Source organism: Cryobacterium sp. TMT1-19, assembly GCF_004403055.1.
GTDB lineage: Bacteria > Actinomycetota > Actinomycetes > Actinomycetales > Microbacteriaceae > Cryobacterium > Cryobacterium sandaracinum.
In genome coordinates, this window is record NZ_SOHB01000005.1 from 20,430 (window position 1) to 34,612 (window position 14,183).

The 14,183-nt window shown below is 69.6% G+C and carries 14 protein-coding genes; 8 read left to right on the forward strand and 6 right to left on the reverse strand.

Annotated features, from left to right (window positions below; genetic code table 11):
* Positions 1-123: 123 nt before the first annotated feature.
* From E3T40_RS00845 to E3T40_RS00880, 8 genes are all read left to right on the forward strand, one after another.
* On the forward strand, positions 124-1,527 hold the full coding sequence (locus E3T40_RS00845) for a GntP family permease (RefSeq protein ID WP_241981625.1): 1,404 nt from the start codon (positions 124-126) through the stop codon (positions 1,525-1,527).
* A 1-nt stretch (position 1,528) separates the two neighbouring features.
* Entirely contained in the window at positions 1,529-2,113 is a 585-nt protein-coding gene (locus E3T40_RS00850) for a gluconokinase (protein ID WP_104170964.1), read from the forward strand.
* Between the two features lie 79 nt (positions 2,114-2,192).
* The gene (locus E3T40_RS00855; protein ID WP_104100589.1) at positions 2,193-2,468 is read left to right on the forward strand and encodes a hypothetical protein; all 276 of its coding nucleotides are present in this window, start codon (positions 2,193-2,195) and stop codon (positions 2,466-2,468) included.
* Between the two features lie 193 nt (positions 2,469-2,661).
* Positions 2,662-3,180, forward strand: coding sequence for a hypothetical protein (locus tag E3T40_RS00860; protein WP_134542424.1), 519 nt, complete (start codon positions 2,662-2,664; stop codon positions 3,178-3,180).
* Positions 3,181-3,275: 95 nt separating this feature from the next.
* A complete protein-coding gene (locus E3T40_RS00865; RefSeq protein WP_134542425.1) occupies positions 3,276-3,878 on the forward strand; it encodes a DUF305 domain-containing protein in 603 nt (200 codons plus the stop codon).
* A 3-nt stretch (positions 3,879-3,881) separates the two neighbouring features.
* Positions 3,882-4,844 carry a F510_1955 family glycosylhydrolase gene (locus E3T40_RS00870; RefSeq protein WP_104170961.1) on the forward strand — a complete coding sequence of 321 codons (963 nt, stop codon included), beginning with the start codon at positions 3,882-3,884 and terminating at the stop codon, positions 4,842-4,844.
* A gap of 107 nt (positions 4,845-4,951) precedes the next feature.
* Complete coding sequence (locus E3T40_RS00875; RefSeq protein WP_166786533.1) at positions 4,952-6,181, forward strand: aminotransferase class V-fold PLP-dependent enzyme; 1,230 nt, start codon at positions 4,952-4,954, stop codon at positions 6,179-6,181.
* Positions 6,182-7,243 (forward strand): hypothetical protein, encoded by a 1,062-nt coding sequence (locus tag E3T40_RS00880; protein WP_134542427.1) that lies wholly within the window; start codon positions 6,182-6,184, stop codon positions 7,241-7,243.
* Between the two features lie 20 nt (positions 7,244-7,263).
* On the opposite strand, the gene E3T40_RS00885 is transcribed toward E3T40_RS00880, so the two are convergent.
* From E3T40_RS00885 to E3T40_RS00910, 6 genes are all read right to left on the reverse strand, one after another.
* A complete protein-coding gene (locus E3T40_RS00885; protein WP_104194695.1) occupies positions 7,264-7,713 on the reverse strand; it encodes a DUF2269 family protein in 450 nt (149 codons plus the stop codon).
* Between the two features lie 73 nt (positions 7,714-7,786).
* Entirely contained in the window at positions 7,787-8,434 is a 648-nt protein-coding gene (locus tag E3T40_RS00890) for a hypothetical protein (RefSeq protein WP_134542428.1), read from the reverse strand.
* A 107-nt stretch (positions 8,435-8,541) separates the two neighbouring features.
* Positions 8,542-9,822 carry a ferrochelatase gene (locus E3T40_RS00895; RefSeq protein ID WP_134542460.1) on the reverse strand — a complete coding sequence of 427 codons (1,281 nt, stop codon included), beginning with the start codon at positions 9,820-9,822 and terminating at the stop codon, positions 8,542-8,544.
* Positions 9,755-10,942, reverse strand: coding sequence for a TIGR04053 family radical SAM/SPASM domain-containing protein (locus E3T40_RS00900; RefSeq protein WP_134542429.1), 1,188 nt, complete (start codon positions 10,940-10,942; stop codon positions 9,755-9,757). The genes E3T40_RS00895 and E3T40_RS00900 overlap by 68 nt, the downstream gene beginning before the upstream one ends.
* Entirely contained in the window at positions 10,939-12,369 is a 1,431-nt protein-coding gene (hemG, locus tag E3T40_RS00905; RefSeq protein ID WP_134542430.1) for a protoporphyrinogen oxidase, read from the reverse strand. Before hemG ends, E3T40_RS00900 begins: the two co-directional genes overlap by 4 nt.
* Before the next feature lie 192 nt (positions 12,370-12,561).
* Positions 12,562-13,977 carry an aminotransferase class V-fold PLP-dependent enzyme gene (locus tag E3T40_RS00910; RefSeq protein ID WP_104100600.1) on the reverse strand — a complete coding sequence of 472 codons (1,416 nt, stop codon included), beginning with the start codon at positions 13,975-13,977 and terminating at the stop codon, positions 12,562-12,564.
* Between the last annotated feature and the right edge of the window lie 206 nt (positions 13,978-14,183).

Consider the following 14,183-nt stretch of genomic DNA (forward strand, 5'->3'; position numbering starts at 1 on the left):
GTCGCGACGTCGCCCATCGTGATCGTACCGGCGTTGGTCCCGGAGTCGCGATTCGTGTGCCACACTCAAATATCTGATTAATCAGATTATTGGACGATGAGGTCGCAGTGAAGCAGCCTCGGAATGGAAATTCAGATGATTCTTCCCTACGCGGCTCCAGTGGTTCCGATTGAACCGGCCGGTAGCGACCTCCAGCTGATCCTCGCCGCCCTCGTCGGCGTCGCGGTGATCATCCTGCTCATCACCTGGCTCAAGGTGCATCCGTTCCTCGCCCTCTCGATCGGCGCCGTGGGCGTCGGCGTCGGGGCCGGCCTCGCTCCCGCCGCGGCCGTCACGAGCTTCAGCGCCGGCTTCGGCGCCACCATGGCCGGCGTCGGCATCCTGGTCGGCTTCGGCGCCATGTTCGGCAAGCTGCTGGCCGACTCCGGCGGAGCCGACCGCATCGTCGACTCGCTGGTGACGCGCTCGAGCGCCCGCACCCTGCCGTGGACGATGGCCCTGATCGGCGGGCTGATCGGCCTGCCGATGTTCTTCGAAGTCGGCCTCGTGCTGCTCATCCCGGTGATCATCCTGGTGGCCCGCCGCAGCGGGCTCTCGCTCATCCGCATCGCCATCCCGGCCCTCGCCGGCCTGTCCGTCATGCACGGCCTGGTGCCGCCGCACCCCGGTCCGCTCGTGGCCGTGACCACTCTCGATGCGAACCTCGGGCTCACTCTCGCGATCGGCGTGCTCATCGCCATTCCGACCGTCATCATCGCCGGCCCGATCTTCAGCCGGTTCGCGAGCCGCTGGGTCTCCGTGCCCGTGCCCGCCCTGTTCCTCACCAACGAGGATCAGGGTCTGGGCGAGAACGCCCGGCGCCCGAGCTTCCTGATCACCATCTCGGGCATCCTGCTCCCCGTCGTGCTGATGCTCGCCCGATCGATCGCCGACGCGATCGACCCGGGCTCCACCTCGCCTCTCAACGCCACGCTCGACTTCCTCGGCACGCCGATGATCGCCCTCGGCATCGCTGTGATCTACGCGATGATCGTCTTCGGTCGCGGTGGCGGCATGGACCGCGCCGGGGTCGCCAGGTCCCTCTCCGATTCCCTCCCGCCGATCGCGGGCATCCTGCTCATCGTGGGTGCGGGCGGCGGGTTCAAGCAGGTGCTCATCGACACCGGCATCGGCACCGTCATCGCCGAAGCCGTGGCCGGCAGCAGCGTCTCGGTGCTCGTGCTGGCGTGGTTCGTCGCCGCCCTGATCCGCGTCGCTACCGGGTCGGCCACCGTCGCCACCGTGACGGCCGCCGGCATCCTCGCCCCCGTCGCGGCCAGCCTGGGCAGCACGGATGTCTCGCTGATGGTTCTCGCCATCGGCGCCGGTTCGCTCTTCCTCTCCCACGTCAACGATGCCGGGTTCTGGCTCGTCAAGGAGTATCTCGGCACGACCGTCGGGCAGAATCTGAAGACCTGGACCGTGATGGAATGTCTGATCTCCGTGGTCGGCCTTGCCGGCGTCCTCCTGCTGAATATCGTGATCTAGCATGTTCGAGACTCAGCAGCCCGTGCTCGTGATCATGGGCATCTCCGGATCCGGCAAGTCCACCGTGGCGGGGCTCCTCGCCGGCCAGCTCGGCTGGGATCTCGAGGAGGGCGACGACCTGCATCCCCAGGCGAACATCGACAAGATGTCTGCCGGTCGGCCTTTGAACGACGAGGACCGCGCGCCCTGGCTCGACACGGTCTCCTCGTGGATCATCGAGCACACCATGGCGGGGGCGCCGGGAATCATCACCTGCTCGGCGCTCAAGCGCCGTTACCGCGACGTGCTGCGCGAGCACAACGTGATCTTTGTGCACCTGACCGGGTCGACGGACCTGATCGGGCGCCGGCTTGCGACGCGCCTCGACCACTACATGCCGACCTCCCTGCTCGATTCGCAGGTGGCCACACTCGAGGCGCCTGACGCCGACGAGCGCGCGATCTCCATCGACGCCGGCCGCGCTCCGGCCGAGGAGGCCGCCGAGATCGTGCGGCGGCTCGGGCTCACACCCCGGCCCGGCTCGTCGAGCCTGGGCGCGCGAGAACCGGGCAAGTCCTCGGTGCCGGGGTCGCGAGCGATTTCCTGATCGGGTCTGGCGAGTGTCGGCGGCATGAACTACACTCACAGAATCGAATAGATGTTCGAGAAAATCAAGGGAGCCACGCATGCCTCAGATCATTGACGCAGTCGTCGACGTGGAGCTGTCCGTCGACGGCGACCCGCGCGCGTTCATCTGGAACCGGTTCGAACACACCGTCATCGGCCAGCCGCAGGCGATCTTCACCCGCACCCGCTGGTGGGAGAATGCCGGCGGCGTGCCGTCCCGCATCGACACCGAGCTCTGGCGCCTCGATGCCTCGCGCGGCGACGAGGAACAACACCGCTACGACCTGCGCCGCGACACCGACGGGTCGTGGGTGCTCGCGCTCGACTGGGGGTGAGCCCCGGCCCGGGTGTCGCCCCGGACCGAGGCCGCTCCCAGCTGACGCCGATCCGCCCGGTATACCCTGAAAGGGCATCCACGGTGAGCGACAGGCCGACGGATGCCCAGACCACAGTTCGGACGGAGGCGGCAAGCTGCACACACGCGCTGCGATCTCCCTCCGTGATGGACGCCGGGTCTTCCACTCCGCCGTGCTCACGATGGCCGCGCTGCTGCTCTGCCTGCTCGCGGCGCACACGGCCGGAACCGGACACGGGCTGGCGCACGGACCGGGCAGCCTGTCCTCGGCTCCGACCGCTCCCGCTTCCTCATCAACAACAGCGTCAACAACCATGACCACTGCGATGACCGCCGACGCACACTCCGCGGCCGGGCACACCGCATCATCCGCCGCGCCTCTCGCTGCATCCCTCCCCGCATCCCTCACCGGCCCGCTGCTCGAGCGCATCGCGCCCGCGACCGCGACCGTGGTCGCCCTGTCCGCCGGCGCACTCGGCAGCGCCGACACCCACGCGATGTCCGGTCTGGCCACCCTCTCGATGACGTGTTCCCTGCTGCTTGTGCTGGTCGGCCTGATTCTGCTGGCACGGCGCCCGTCGGCCTGCCGTCGCCTGCTCGAGGCCGGCAGCTTCATCGTCGGCTCCTTCCGGGAGATTCCGCTGCACCTGCATCGGCCCCGCCTCACCCTGCTCTCCATCCGCCGCATTTAGGCCGAAACCCTCGCCAGCGCACCCCACCGGCCTGCGCGGCCCGGCCGCACCCCGGCCCCCGGTTTCTCACCCTTTTGTCAACGAATGGAACACCAATGCTCCGCACCATCCGCACCATCCGCACCTCGCTGATCGCCGCCGCCGCGCTCACCACGGCGCTCACCCTTACCGCCTGCGGCGACACGACCCCGGCCGCCGACGGACCCACCGCCGACGGACCCACCGCCACCGCGTCCGCCAACGCCAACGCCGCGGATGTCGACTTCGCCCAGATGATGATTCCCCACCACGAGCAGGCCGTCGCGATGAGCGACGACTTCCTCGCCAAGCACGGCACCGACCCGCGCGTCGTCGCCCTGGCGACCAAGATCAAGGCCGCCCAGGAGCCCGAGATCACCCAGCTGACCGATTGGCTGGGCGAGTGGGGCGCCGAAACGGGCGGCATGTCCGACATGAACCACGGCACCGACGGCATGATGAGCGAGGCCGACATGATGACGCTCGGCAACGCCTCGGGTGCAGACGCCGACCAGGTGTTCCTCGAGCTGATGATCGCGCACCACGAGGGCGCAATCGCCATGGCGCAGACGCACATCGACGAGGGCAGCAACGCCGACGCCCAGACCCTCTCGGCCACCATCGTCGCGTCGCAGTCCGCCGAAATCGCCGTCATGACCGACCTCCTCGCCGCGTACTGACCCATGACGACGGCCAGCAGAACCCTCCGCCTCGGCGGCGCCGCCGTGATCACCGTCGGCCTCGCGGCCGCGCTGGCCGGTTGCGCGCCCACTCCGGCTGCTCCGCCAACCGGCACGTCCGCCCCCACCACGGCGGCTTTTGAACACATTCACGGCCTCGGCGCCGACCCGTCCACCGGCAAGACCTACGCCGGCACGCACCAGGGCGTGTGGCAGATCCCGACCGACCTGCTGCCCGACAGCTACCTGGCCGGCGCGCCGGAGGCCGGGCTCACCCAGCCCACCCCGAGCGATGGCCCGGCCTTCGACGCCATGGGATTCACGGTGGCCGCGCCGGGCCTGCTGCTGGCCTCCGGGCATCCGGGCTCCGACGAGTCCACGTTGGTGGGCCCCAACGTGGGACTGATCAGCAGCGCGGATGCGGCAGCCACCTGGTCGAACGTCTCTCTCGCCGGCAAGACCGACTTCCACGACCTCGACGCGGTGACCTTGCCGCCGGGAGCCTTGCGCGTCTACGGCTACGACGCCGCCGCCGGCAGGGTCAGCATCAGCGACGACGATGGGGCCACCTGGTCGCCCGGAGCCGCGGTGGAGCTGCGCGACCTCGCCGCCGACCCGGCGACCGCCGACCGGGTCTTCGCGACCACCGAGAACGGCCTCGCCGTGAGCGAGGATGCCGGGCGCACGTTCGCGCTGGTCCCCGGCGCACCGATGCTGTACCTGATCGACGTTCAGGATGCCGCGGCCGGCGGCGGTGTCGTCGGCATCGACCCGGAGGGCGTGCTCTGGCACGAGGAGGCCGGAAGCGGAACCTGGACCCGCGGAGGGCAGACCGACGGCAGCCCGGAGGCCTTCGGCTTCGTCGGCGGGAGCGTGCCCTGGCTCCTCGCCGCCGACCGACGCGGGGTCGTCGCGAGCGACGACTTCGGTCTCACCTGGGCCGTGCTCGTTGCGGCCCAGGCCTAGCCCGGTGCGACGGATGAAGCTATGACCACCACGCTCCCAGCCGGTTCCCAGCCGCGCCGGGCAGAACCCGCTGCTCGCCTAGAATGAGCCGGAAAGAATTGAAGGACATGAAGCACACTGGGTTGTTCCGGCGCACACCACAGGTTGCGGTCGAAACCGGCCGTCTCGCCGATTTCGCTTACCTCGAACCCGACGCGGTCTACCTCGACTCCGCCTGTCAGAGCCTCCGGCCGCAGCCGGTCCTCGACGCCCTGACCGAGTACTACACGGAGTACAACGCCTGCGGCGGGCGCGTGAAGTACGCCTGGGGCACCCGCGTCGACCGGGAGGTGCAGGACGCCCGCCGGGCCGTGCTCGAGCTGCTCGGCCTCTCCGGCCGGGGTCACGCGGTCTCCTTCACCCTCAACACGACCTTCGGCCTGAACCTGCTGCTGCAACAGCTGCCGCAGGGCCGGTTCGGGCAGATGGTCACGAGCCACATCGAGCACAATTCGGTCTTCCTGCCCACCATGACGGCGGCGACCCGACTGGGGGTGCCCCGCCTGGTGCTCGACCGCGCCCCCGACGGCGCCCTGGTCTACCGGCCGGCCCAGCTCGAACGCGCGATCGTGGTCGTCAACGTGGCCTCCAACATCGACGGGCGTCTGCTTACCAACCTCACCGACCTGGTGCGCGACACCCACGCCCGCGGCGGCATCGTCATCCTCGACGCCGCCCAGGCCATGGCGCACGAACGCACCCTGCTGGCCAAAACCGAGGCCGACGCGCTCTGCTTCTCCGCCCACAAGATGTACGGCGCCAGCCTCGGCGTGGTCGTCGCCACCCACGAGCTGCTCGGTTCCCTCGAGCTCACCTTCGTGGGCGGCGGCATGGTGGCGGATGTCCGCGAAGACTCCTACGACCTTCTCGCCAACGACCCGGGCGCCCTGCTCGAACCCGGGCTGCAGGCCTGGGGCGAGATCATCGCCCTGCGCCGTGCGATCGAGTGGCTGGGACAGGTGCGCCCCGGCGGCCGGCCCGCGGCCGAGCACCTTCAGGGTCTCTCGCAGCGTCTCTTCGAGGGTCTCGGCGACATCCCCGGCCTCACTCTGGTCAACACCGCGGCCAGCCCGGTGATCAGCGCCTACGCCCCGAAACAGGATTCGCACCGGCTCGCAGTGTTCCTCTCCCAGTCCCACATCATGGTGCGCAGCGGCTACTTCTGCGCCCACCACTACCTGAAAGACCAGCTCGGGCTGCCGCCGCTGCTGCGCTTCTCGCTCGGACTGCACTCAACCACGGCCGATGTCGATCAGGCCGCACAGGCCCTCGCGCGCCTGATGAAAGGCCTCTCCTAAGTGTTCTGCATTGCCGCATTCATCGTTCTCGTTTTCATGGCGGCCGTGTCGGCACGATACCGCCGCTACCTAGGCAGGGCGTGGAACTGCACCCTCCGCCGTGTCACGTTCCGCCCCTGCGACACCACCTTCAAGCAGGACATCAAGGACCACCTGCTCGCGCCGCTGGCGGTGCGCCGTCCGAAGCTCGTCGGCCCGGCATCCGTCGCCCTCGAGGTGGTCGCGCTGCTCGTGGTGCTCGCCACCGTCTGGAGCGCATACGTCGTCGTCAAGAGCGGTGTGAACCTGTACGTCTACGGCACCTGCAACAAGCAGGATTCCGCATCCTGCAGCCTGGGCGCCGAGGCCTGCTCGATCCCCGACCAGACGCCCACCTTCGGCGAGTCCCTGCTCTCCGGCGACGTGATCGGCGCCTTCGGCAACGACTTCGCCAGCCTCGGCGAGACGTTCTCGGCGATCCCCTCCCGCATGCAGAACTGGGAGGCCGAGGAATACCTGCCCGCCAACGCCAGCTACCTGGGCGTCTACGACGCGAAGAAGGAAACCGCGCTCGAGGTCATCGACCCCGGTTGCACCTACTGCCTGCAGCTGTTCAACAACATCGAGGAGGCCGGGTTCGACGACCGGATGAACCTCACCTACATCGCCTACCCGATCGCCGCCGCCGACGGCTACAAGTTCCAGAACTCGCTGCTCGTCACCCAGTACCTCGAGGCGCTGCGGCTGAACCCTCTCGCCGACGTCGCCACGCCGGTCGACTGGGAGATCCTGCGCCGGATCTACACGGAAGTCGATGACAAGGGCGTTTCCTGGCAGAGCGTGATCAACGGCGCCGAGCCGGCTGTCGCCACCGCGCTGCTGCAGGACTGGTCGGCCGAATTCGGCCTGAGCCAGGAACAGGTCGCCGACGTGGCATCCGTCGCCGCCTCCGACGAGGTCGCGGACATCATCGCCGCGAACACGCGGCTGGTCGAGGAGAGCATCCACACCGTGAAGATCCCGACGATCATCTTCGACGGCCGCCGTCACGACGGCCTGGTCTCGGTGGGCGACCTGGACTAGCCCGGCGAGACTGTGAACGGCTAGACCGGCTTGACCACCATCAGCACGACCACGACCACCAGGAGCAGCGAGACGATGCCCGAGCCCATGGCCACGCGAGAGTAACCGGCGACCTTGGCGCCGGCGACCCGGGTACCGCTGGCGGACTGCTCGGCGAGGAGCTCCGAGACCGACTTCATGGCCGGAACCACCAGGAACAGGCTGAGTACGAGGGCCACCGCGTAGAGCACGATCGACAGCCAGATCCAGGTCGAGGCAAGGGAGGCGTTGTCCCTGAAGCCCACCGCGCCGAAACCGAGGAACACCACCAGCAGCGACAGCAGAGTGAAGAGATTGGTGGACTTCGCCAGTGAGGCCACCTGGCCGGCTTCCCCGGCACGCATGGAGCGCATGGCGGTCATGGGGAGGATGGCCATGGGCCCGACGATGAAGACGCCGGAGACAATGTGCAGGGTGTTGAGGGGTTCCATTTTTCCAGCGTAGGCCCCCGCCGTCCGCTCGCCGGTGCACCGACACGTTTGAGGGGTTGGCGGCCCGCACCTCTCACGGCTGTCGTTTCGAGACCCGCACCTCGGGGTGGTCGTCGGGCAGGGCGTGCCGGGAGCCGGCGCGCAGCAGCACGAGGTTCTTCCGCTCCCAGTCGAGCACGGCCTGCCGCTGCGGATCGATCGCCCGACCTTCCGCGCAAGCCGCGGCGGCGCGCCCGCAGACGCAGGCCAGCGGCATGCCCTCCACGGCGTGGTGCAGCTGCCCGATCCGCCAGAGCACGGCCATAGCCCAGTCGAGCTGACGGTGCGCGAGCTCGGTCTTCCGCTCGGCGCGCCGCACCAGGTCACTCTCGAGGAGCGCGCGCACCCCGGCGCTCTTCGTTCGGTCGGACTCGCCGGCCACGACGCCGCGCAGCTCCACCACCTGGGCTGTGAGCCCGTCGATCACCGCCTGCTGCTCGGCATCCGCCCCCGCCGACTTCTCGGCGAACTGCCGGTGGTTCTCCTGCTGGTCGGCGTATTGCCCGACCCACAGCTTGATGTGCTCCGCGTCCCGGCGGGTGGCCTTTTCCGCCCCCAGGTGGTGCAGGCAGGATGCGCAGACCACCTGGTCGGTCGCCGAGGTGAACGTGAACGGCTGCAGCGACTGGCAGCAGAAGCACTGCGCCCGGATGGCCACATACAACGGATACGGGTGGGTCACGGTTGGTCCTTCGTTAGCCTTCTTGAGCCCTATCGCCGAGCGTACCCAATCGGTGGGAGGCCGGGGTCACCCGCGGATGGCCATCCGTTCGGCCAGTTGCGCGGGCGTCAGCGGTGCGCCTCCCCCGATGAAGGACCTCCCTGGGCCGCGGGATTTCCTGCTGGGGATGAGGGTTCCGTCCCCGGCCTCCGGGCCGGCCCCTTTTCGCAGCATCCCACCGGGCACGCATCCGTCCATGGTCCGAGCGCGGTGAGCGCGCAGCGTTCCGGGGTCGTTGCCGGCGTCAGTCGCTCAAGCACCAGGTCGACGAGCCCCGCCACGAACTCCCGGTGCAGGCCGGGGGTCGACACCCGGGTAAACCCCAGGTCGTGCGCGGCGGCAGTGGCCGCCGCCTCCGTGTCGAGGTCCCAGGAGACCTCCATGTGGTCGGAGATGAATCCGATCGGCACCACGACGACGGCCCGCGTGCCGGCCGCGGCGAGCACGACGATGACGTCGTTGACGTCAGGTTCGAGCCAGGGCATTTCGGGCGGACCCGACCGCGACTGGAATGCCAGAGACCAGGCCGGGGTGGCGTCGGCCACTGTGTCGTCGTCCGCCGCCGCTGAAACTGCGGCCATCACCACCTCCGCGACGGACCGGTGCTGCGCCTCGTAGGCCCCGCCGGCACCGAAGGATCGCTCGCGTGGGCCACTCTGCTCGGCATCCGCCATCGGGATGGAGTGGGTTGTGAAGAGCACGTGAACGTCGTCCGGGGCCAGGCCCTGCCGCGCGAAGTCGGCGAGGGCGGAGCAGACGCCGAGCACGAACGGGGCGACGAAGCCGGGATGGTCGAAGTAGGGGCGAACCGCGTCGATGCGCACGGCGTCGCCGAGCCCGGTGGCGCACCGCGCCTCGGCCAGGTCTTCCCGGTACTGCCGGCAGCTCGAGTAGGAGCTGTACGCGCTCGTCGTGAGCGCGAGCAATCGGGTGTGGCCGGCGTCGACGGCCGCAGTCACGGCGTCTCGCAGGTACGGAGCCCAATTGCGGTTCCCCCAGTACACCGGTACGAAGGTGCCTCGGGCGGCCAGTTCGGTCTGGAGCGCGTCACGGAGCGCCCGGTTTTGGGCATTGACCGGGCTCACACCACCCGAGGCGCGGTAGTGGGCGGCCACGGTTTCGAGGCGTGCGTCCGGAATTCCGCGGCCCCGGGTGACGTTCCGGAGGAACGGGATGACGTCGTCCTGGCCCTCGGGGCCTCCGAAGCCGAGGAGGACCACGGCGTCGTACCCGGCTGGCTCCGCGGCAGGCGCGGGCACGAGGCCATCCACTGGCTGGGACTCAGGCACCGACGTGGGCGCCGGCCGCGCCGGGCTGGAACGGGCAGGCCGGGTCTTCCCCCAGCGGATCGCCGCTCGACGCGAACGCGCGGGCTCGGGAGCCCCCGCACAGGTCCGCGTACTCACAGCTGCCGCAGCGGCCGGTGAACTCCGTGGCCCGGATCTGTTTGAGTAGCGGGTTGTCCCGGTAGATCTCGGCCAGCGGGGTCGTGCACACGTTCCCGAGGCCGAGTGGCAGGAACCCGGCCGGGTAGACCTCGCCGTCGTAGGCCACGAAGACGATGCCCTTGCCGTCGCGGGTCGACGCGGTCTGCGCCCGCGGCAGGCCCGCGGGCGGCCCCATCAGGGCTTCCAGCCTCGCGGACAGGGTGTTGTACGGTGCGCTCGTCGGTGCAGGGTCACCGGCGCGTCGGCGGGCGACGATTCGCCGGAAAAAGGGTGCCTCGACCGTGCGCACGATGAAGCCGTGCTGGGAGGCGTCGAAGAGGAAGTGGCAGATGTCTTCGTGCTCCGCTGAGCTGACAGCCTCGGTCGAGACGCCGCGGCCGACCTGGACGAGGAAGAAGACCTCCCAGATAGCGGCGCCGGCGTTCTTGATCAGGGCCGCGACATCCGCGAGCTCGTCGACATTGGCGCGCATGACGGTCGTGTTGACCTGGACGGTCAACCCCGCCGCGGCGAGAGCCCGGATCGCCGCCACGGTGTCGTCGAAGTGGCCCGGGATCCCGCGCACGCCCTCATGGGTCGCGGCGACGGCGCCGTCAAGGCTGATCGACACCGCCTTGACCCCGCTCGCCACGATCCGTTCGATCATCTGCGGAGTAAGAGTCGGCGTGACCGACGGGGACAGCGCCGTCGGCAGTCCAAGGCCGGTGGCGTAGTCGACGAGTTCGAACAGGTCAGGGCGCATCAGGCAGTCGCCGCCGGTGAGCACCAGGATCGGGTACGGCCGGCCGAATCCGGCCACCTGGTCGATCAGGTCTTTGCCCGCTGCCGTGGTCAGCTCGCCGGGTAGGGCTTGCATCGTGGCGCTGGCCCGGCAGTGTTTGCAGGCAAGCGGGCAGGCGCGGGTGGTTTCCCAGAACACCAGCATCGGGCGCTGCGCGTAGTCCGGGCCCTTTCCACGGCGGGCGGTCGGCAGGGTCGGCAACACGGCGGTCTCGCCGAAGGGGATGCTGAGCCCGCTCATGCGGGCACCTCGCTCGCGGGACGCGCATCGGTCAGAAGCTGCGCGAGCTTGTCGGCGGTGCGCTCGGCATCGGCCACGCAGCTGGCCAGCCCGACCCCCCGGTAGGCGGAACCGGTCAGGTAGAGCCCCGGCAGCCGACCCAGAGCCACCTCCGCGGCGGCGAGCCGGCCCTGATGGCCGACGATGTACTGCGGCATCGCCTGCAGCCAGCGCTCGATGTGCTGCTCGGTCGGGCGCCCGGTCAGACCCATGGCCTCGACGAGTTCGGCGTGCACCTGGCTGACCAGGGTGTCCTCATCGAGGTCCATCCAGCGCTGGTCGCGGCGCCTGCCCACCATGCAGCGGATGATCATGGTTGTGTCATCGGCGAGGTGCGGCCACTTGGCGCTGGACCAGGTGCAACCGACAATGAGTTTGCCTTCCTCCGGCGGCACCAGGAAGCCCGTGCCGACGAGGTTGTGGGCGACGGCGGAGCGCGGATAGGCCAGGCAGATCGTGGCAACATCGACGTAGGGAATACCCGCCAGCGCGGCGGCCAGGTCGGGGGCTTCCTTGCGCACCACGTCCGCCGCAGCGAACGCGGGAGTGGCGAGCACCACCGCGTCGGCCTCGAGCACCGTGCCATCGCTCAGCTTCACCTCATAGCCGGCGGTGCCGCGCGACACGGAGACGACCGCCGTACCGAGGCGCACATCGTCGCCCACGACGTGGACGGCCAGTGCGTCGATCAACCGGGCGAGTCCCCCACGGAGGGTGACGAGGACCGCGCCTCCTGCTCCGGCGGGCTTGGGTGGGGCATTCCGGCGTCGGCGCCGCAGTCCGAGGTAGAGGCTGCGATTGCCGCGGGCGAGAGCGTCGATGTCAGGCGCGGTGCTCCGAGCACTGAGCTCGTCGGCCCTGCCGGCATGCACACCGCCGAGCAGCGGATCGACGAGGCGGTCGAACACCTGCCCGCCCATCCTCGGGCGAACGATTTCGGCGATTGTGGGGTCGTCTGGCAATCCCGCCGGGGCCGCCTTCACGAGGTCCAGGGCCGCACGGGCCAGGCCGAGCGGCGACAGCAGTCGGGATTTCATCAGGGGCAGCAGCCGATCGGGGATGCCGAAGAGGGTGCCGGCCGGGAGCCGTCGCAGCTTACCGCGCGACCAGATGCGTGCGCCGGACCCCGCGGGGGCCACGACGAGGTCGCTGACCCCGAGGTCCTCGATGAGGGCTGCCACCACGGGTGCCCGCACCATCAGCGCGTCAGGTCCGACGTCAACGAGGTGCCCGCCGAATTGTTCAGTGGAGATCTTGCCTCCCAACCGCGCCCCACCCTCAACCAGAGTCAGACGCACCCCGTCGCCAAACCGGCGGTGCAGGTAGTGTGCTGTCGCCAATCCGCTGATTCCGCCGCCGACGATGACGACCCGTGGTTGAGCGAGCATTCGACATACCTCCAGTTGCCGGTGAATCCGGGGCAACCGGCAACCTGTGGCAATCCTTGTTACTTCGATCCTACGACCGTCGTCTCCAGCGGCCACTCGCGGGCCGTCGGTGGCGGCCGCCGATCGGAGCACGAATCGCCGCCCGGACCGGGCCCTGATCAGCCCCGGAATCAGCCCGGACCACGGCCGTATTCACGCCTTCTCATATTCCGTCGGACGGTTGCGCGCGACCGCCGCGCAGGCCCGTTCGACGGCAGCCACGGATGCGGCGACGTCGTCCGCATCCGTCGACCAGTTGCTCACGGAGACCCGCAGCACGTCCCGGTCCTGCCAACGCGAACCCGACATCCAGGCGGTTCCCTCCTTGAGTAGTTCTTCCGTCACCCGTCGGGTGCGCTCGTCGTCGCCGAAGCTGACGCAGACCTGGGTGAAGACCACGTCGTTGAGCACCTCGGCGCCGGTGATGCGACCCAGCCCGTCGGCGATGGCCCGGGCGTGATCGGCCAGCCGCTCCACCAGCATCACGGTGCCCGATCGGCCCAGGGAGCGCAGAGCCGCCCAGACCGGAACGCCGCGCGCCCGGCGCGACAGCTCGGGCACCTTTTCGTAGGGGTCACCCGGACCGGTCTCGTCGGCGAACAGGTAGCTCGTGTGCACCCCGAAGGTGGACCGCAGCTCGGCGGGCCGGGCCACGATGGCCATGCCACAGTCGTAGGGCACTTGGAGTGTCTTGTGCGCGTCGGTAGCCCAGGAATCGGCGGTGTCGAGGCCTGCCAGCTGCTCGCGGTAGCGCGGGCTCACTGCGGCCCAGAGGCCGAAGGCGCCGTCGACGTGCACCCAGGCACCATGCTGGTGAGCGAGGTCGGTGAGTTCACCGACCGGGTCGAAGGCGCCGGAGTGCACATTGCCGGCCTGCAGGCAGACGATCGCGGGGCCAGTGCCCTGGTTGAGCGCGGCCGCCAGGGCCTCGGGGAGCATGCGGCCCTGGTCGTCGGCCGGGACGACAATGGGGGCGCCGAGTCCCAGGTAGCGCAGGGCCAGGTCAATCACCGCGTGGCGCTCATCGCCCACGTAGACGGCGACGCGGGGCGCCCCGGCCAGACCGGCGATCGCGACGTCCCAGCCGGCGTCGCCGAGCACATGATCGCGTCCGGCCGCCAAACCCACGAAGTTCGCCATGGTGGCCCCGGTGGTGAAGCCCACGTCGGCGCCGTCCGGCAGACCCAGCAGATCGAGGATCCAGCCGCCGGCGGCCTCCTCGGCGGCGGCCGTGGCCGGGGTCGCGAAGCGCATGCCGGCGTTCTGGTCCCACGCGCTGACCAGCCAGTCGGCTGCCAGGGCTGCCGGCAACGTGCCGCCGATCACCCAGCCGAAAAAGCGGCCGGACGTCATCGCCATCAGCCCCGGTTCGGCCAGCCGGGCCAGCTCGTCGATCACCTCCGCCGGGTCCGTCGGCTGCAGCGGCAGCGGCGCTGCGAAGCCCGCGGCGAGGGTGTCGGCGTCGACGCGTGGCCCCACGGGCCGGGTGGGCAGGGAGGAGAGCCAGTCCAGGGCATGGGCTTTCGCTCGCTCCAGGGCCTGACGATAGTCATCCGGGTCAGCAGACATGCCGAGATTTTATGCCCGCCGGGAGACCACCGAAAGAGCGCTGTTTTCCGGGCGCGGGTCGTCGCTGGCAAGGATGACCCATCGGAAGCGATCGCGACCCCCGTACCGGCTCCGATGGCGATGCCCACGTCGGCCTGCGTCGGCGAACACACGGTCGATGCCCGGTTCCGCGGCGACCGGCCGGTTTTGTGCCGACATGGGGGCTC

What these genes read in the sequence shown, in the direction of transcription:
- E3T40_RS00910 (WP_104100600.1), bottom strand. Translation starts at nt 13,977, where the DNA reads ATGTCTGCTGACCCGGATGACTATCGTCAGGCCCTGGAGCGAGCGAAA.
- E3T40_RS00900 (WP_134542429.1), bottom strand. Translation starts at nt 10,942, where the DNA reads ATGAGCGGGCTCAGCATCCCCTTCGGCGAGACCGCCGTGTTGCCGACC.
- hemG (WP_134542430.1), bottom strand. Translation starts at nt 12,369, where the DNA reads ATGCTCGCTCAACCACGGGTCGTCATCGTCGGCGGCGGAATCAGCGGA.
- E3T40_RS00870 (WP_104170961.1), top strand. Translation starts at nt 3,882, where the DNA reads ATGACGACGGCCAGCAGAACCCTCCGCCTCGGCGGCGCCGCCGTGATC.
- E3T40_RS00875 (WP_166786533.1), top strand. Translation starts at nt 4,952, where the DNA reads ATGAAGCACACTGGGTTGTTCCGGCGCACACCACAGGTTGCGGTCGAA.
- E3T40_RS00850 (WP_104170964.1), top strand. Translation starts at nt 1,529, where the DNA reads ATGTTCGAGACTCAGCAGCCCGTGCTCGTGATCATGGGCATCTCCGGA.
- E3T40_RS00845 (WP_241981625.1), top strand. Translation starts at nt 124, where the DNA reads ATGGAAATTCAGATGATTCTTCCCTACGCGGCTCCAGTGGTTCCGATT.
- E3T40_RS00855 (WP_104100589.1), top strand. Translation starts at nt 2,193, where the DNA reads ATGCCTCAGATCATTGACGCAGTCGTCGACGTGGAGCTGTCCGTCGAC.
- E3T40_RS00885 (WP_104194695.1), bottom strand. Translation starts at nt 7,713, where the DNA reads ATGGAACCCCTCAACACCCTGCACATTGTCTCCGGCGTCTTCATCGTC.
- E3T40_RS00865 (WP_134542425.1), top strand. Translation starts at nt 3,276, where the DNA reads ATGCTCCGCACCATCCGCACCATCCGCACCTCGCTGATCGCCGCCGCC.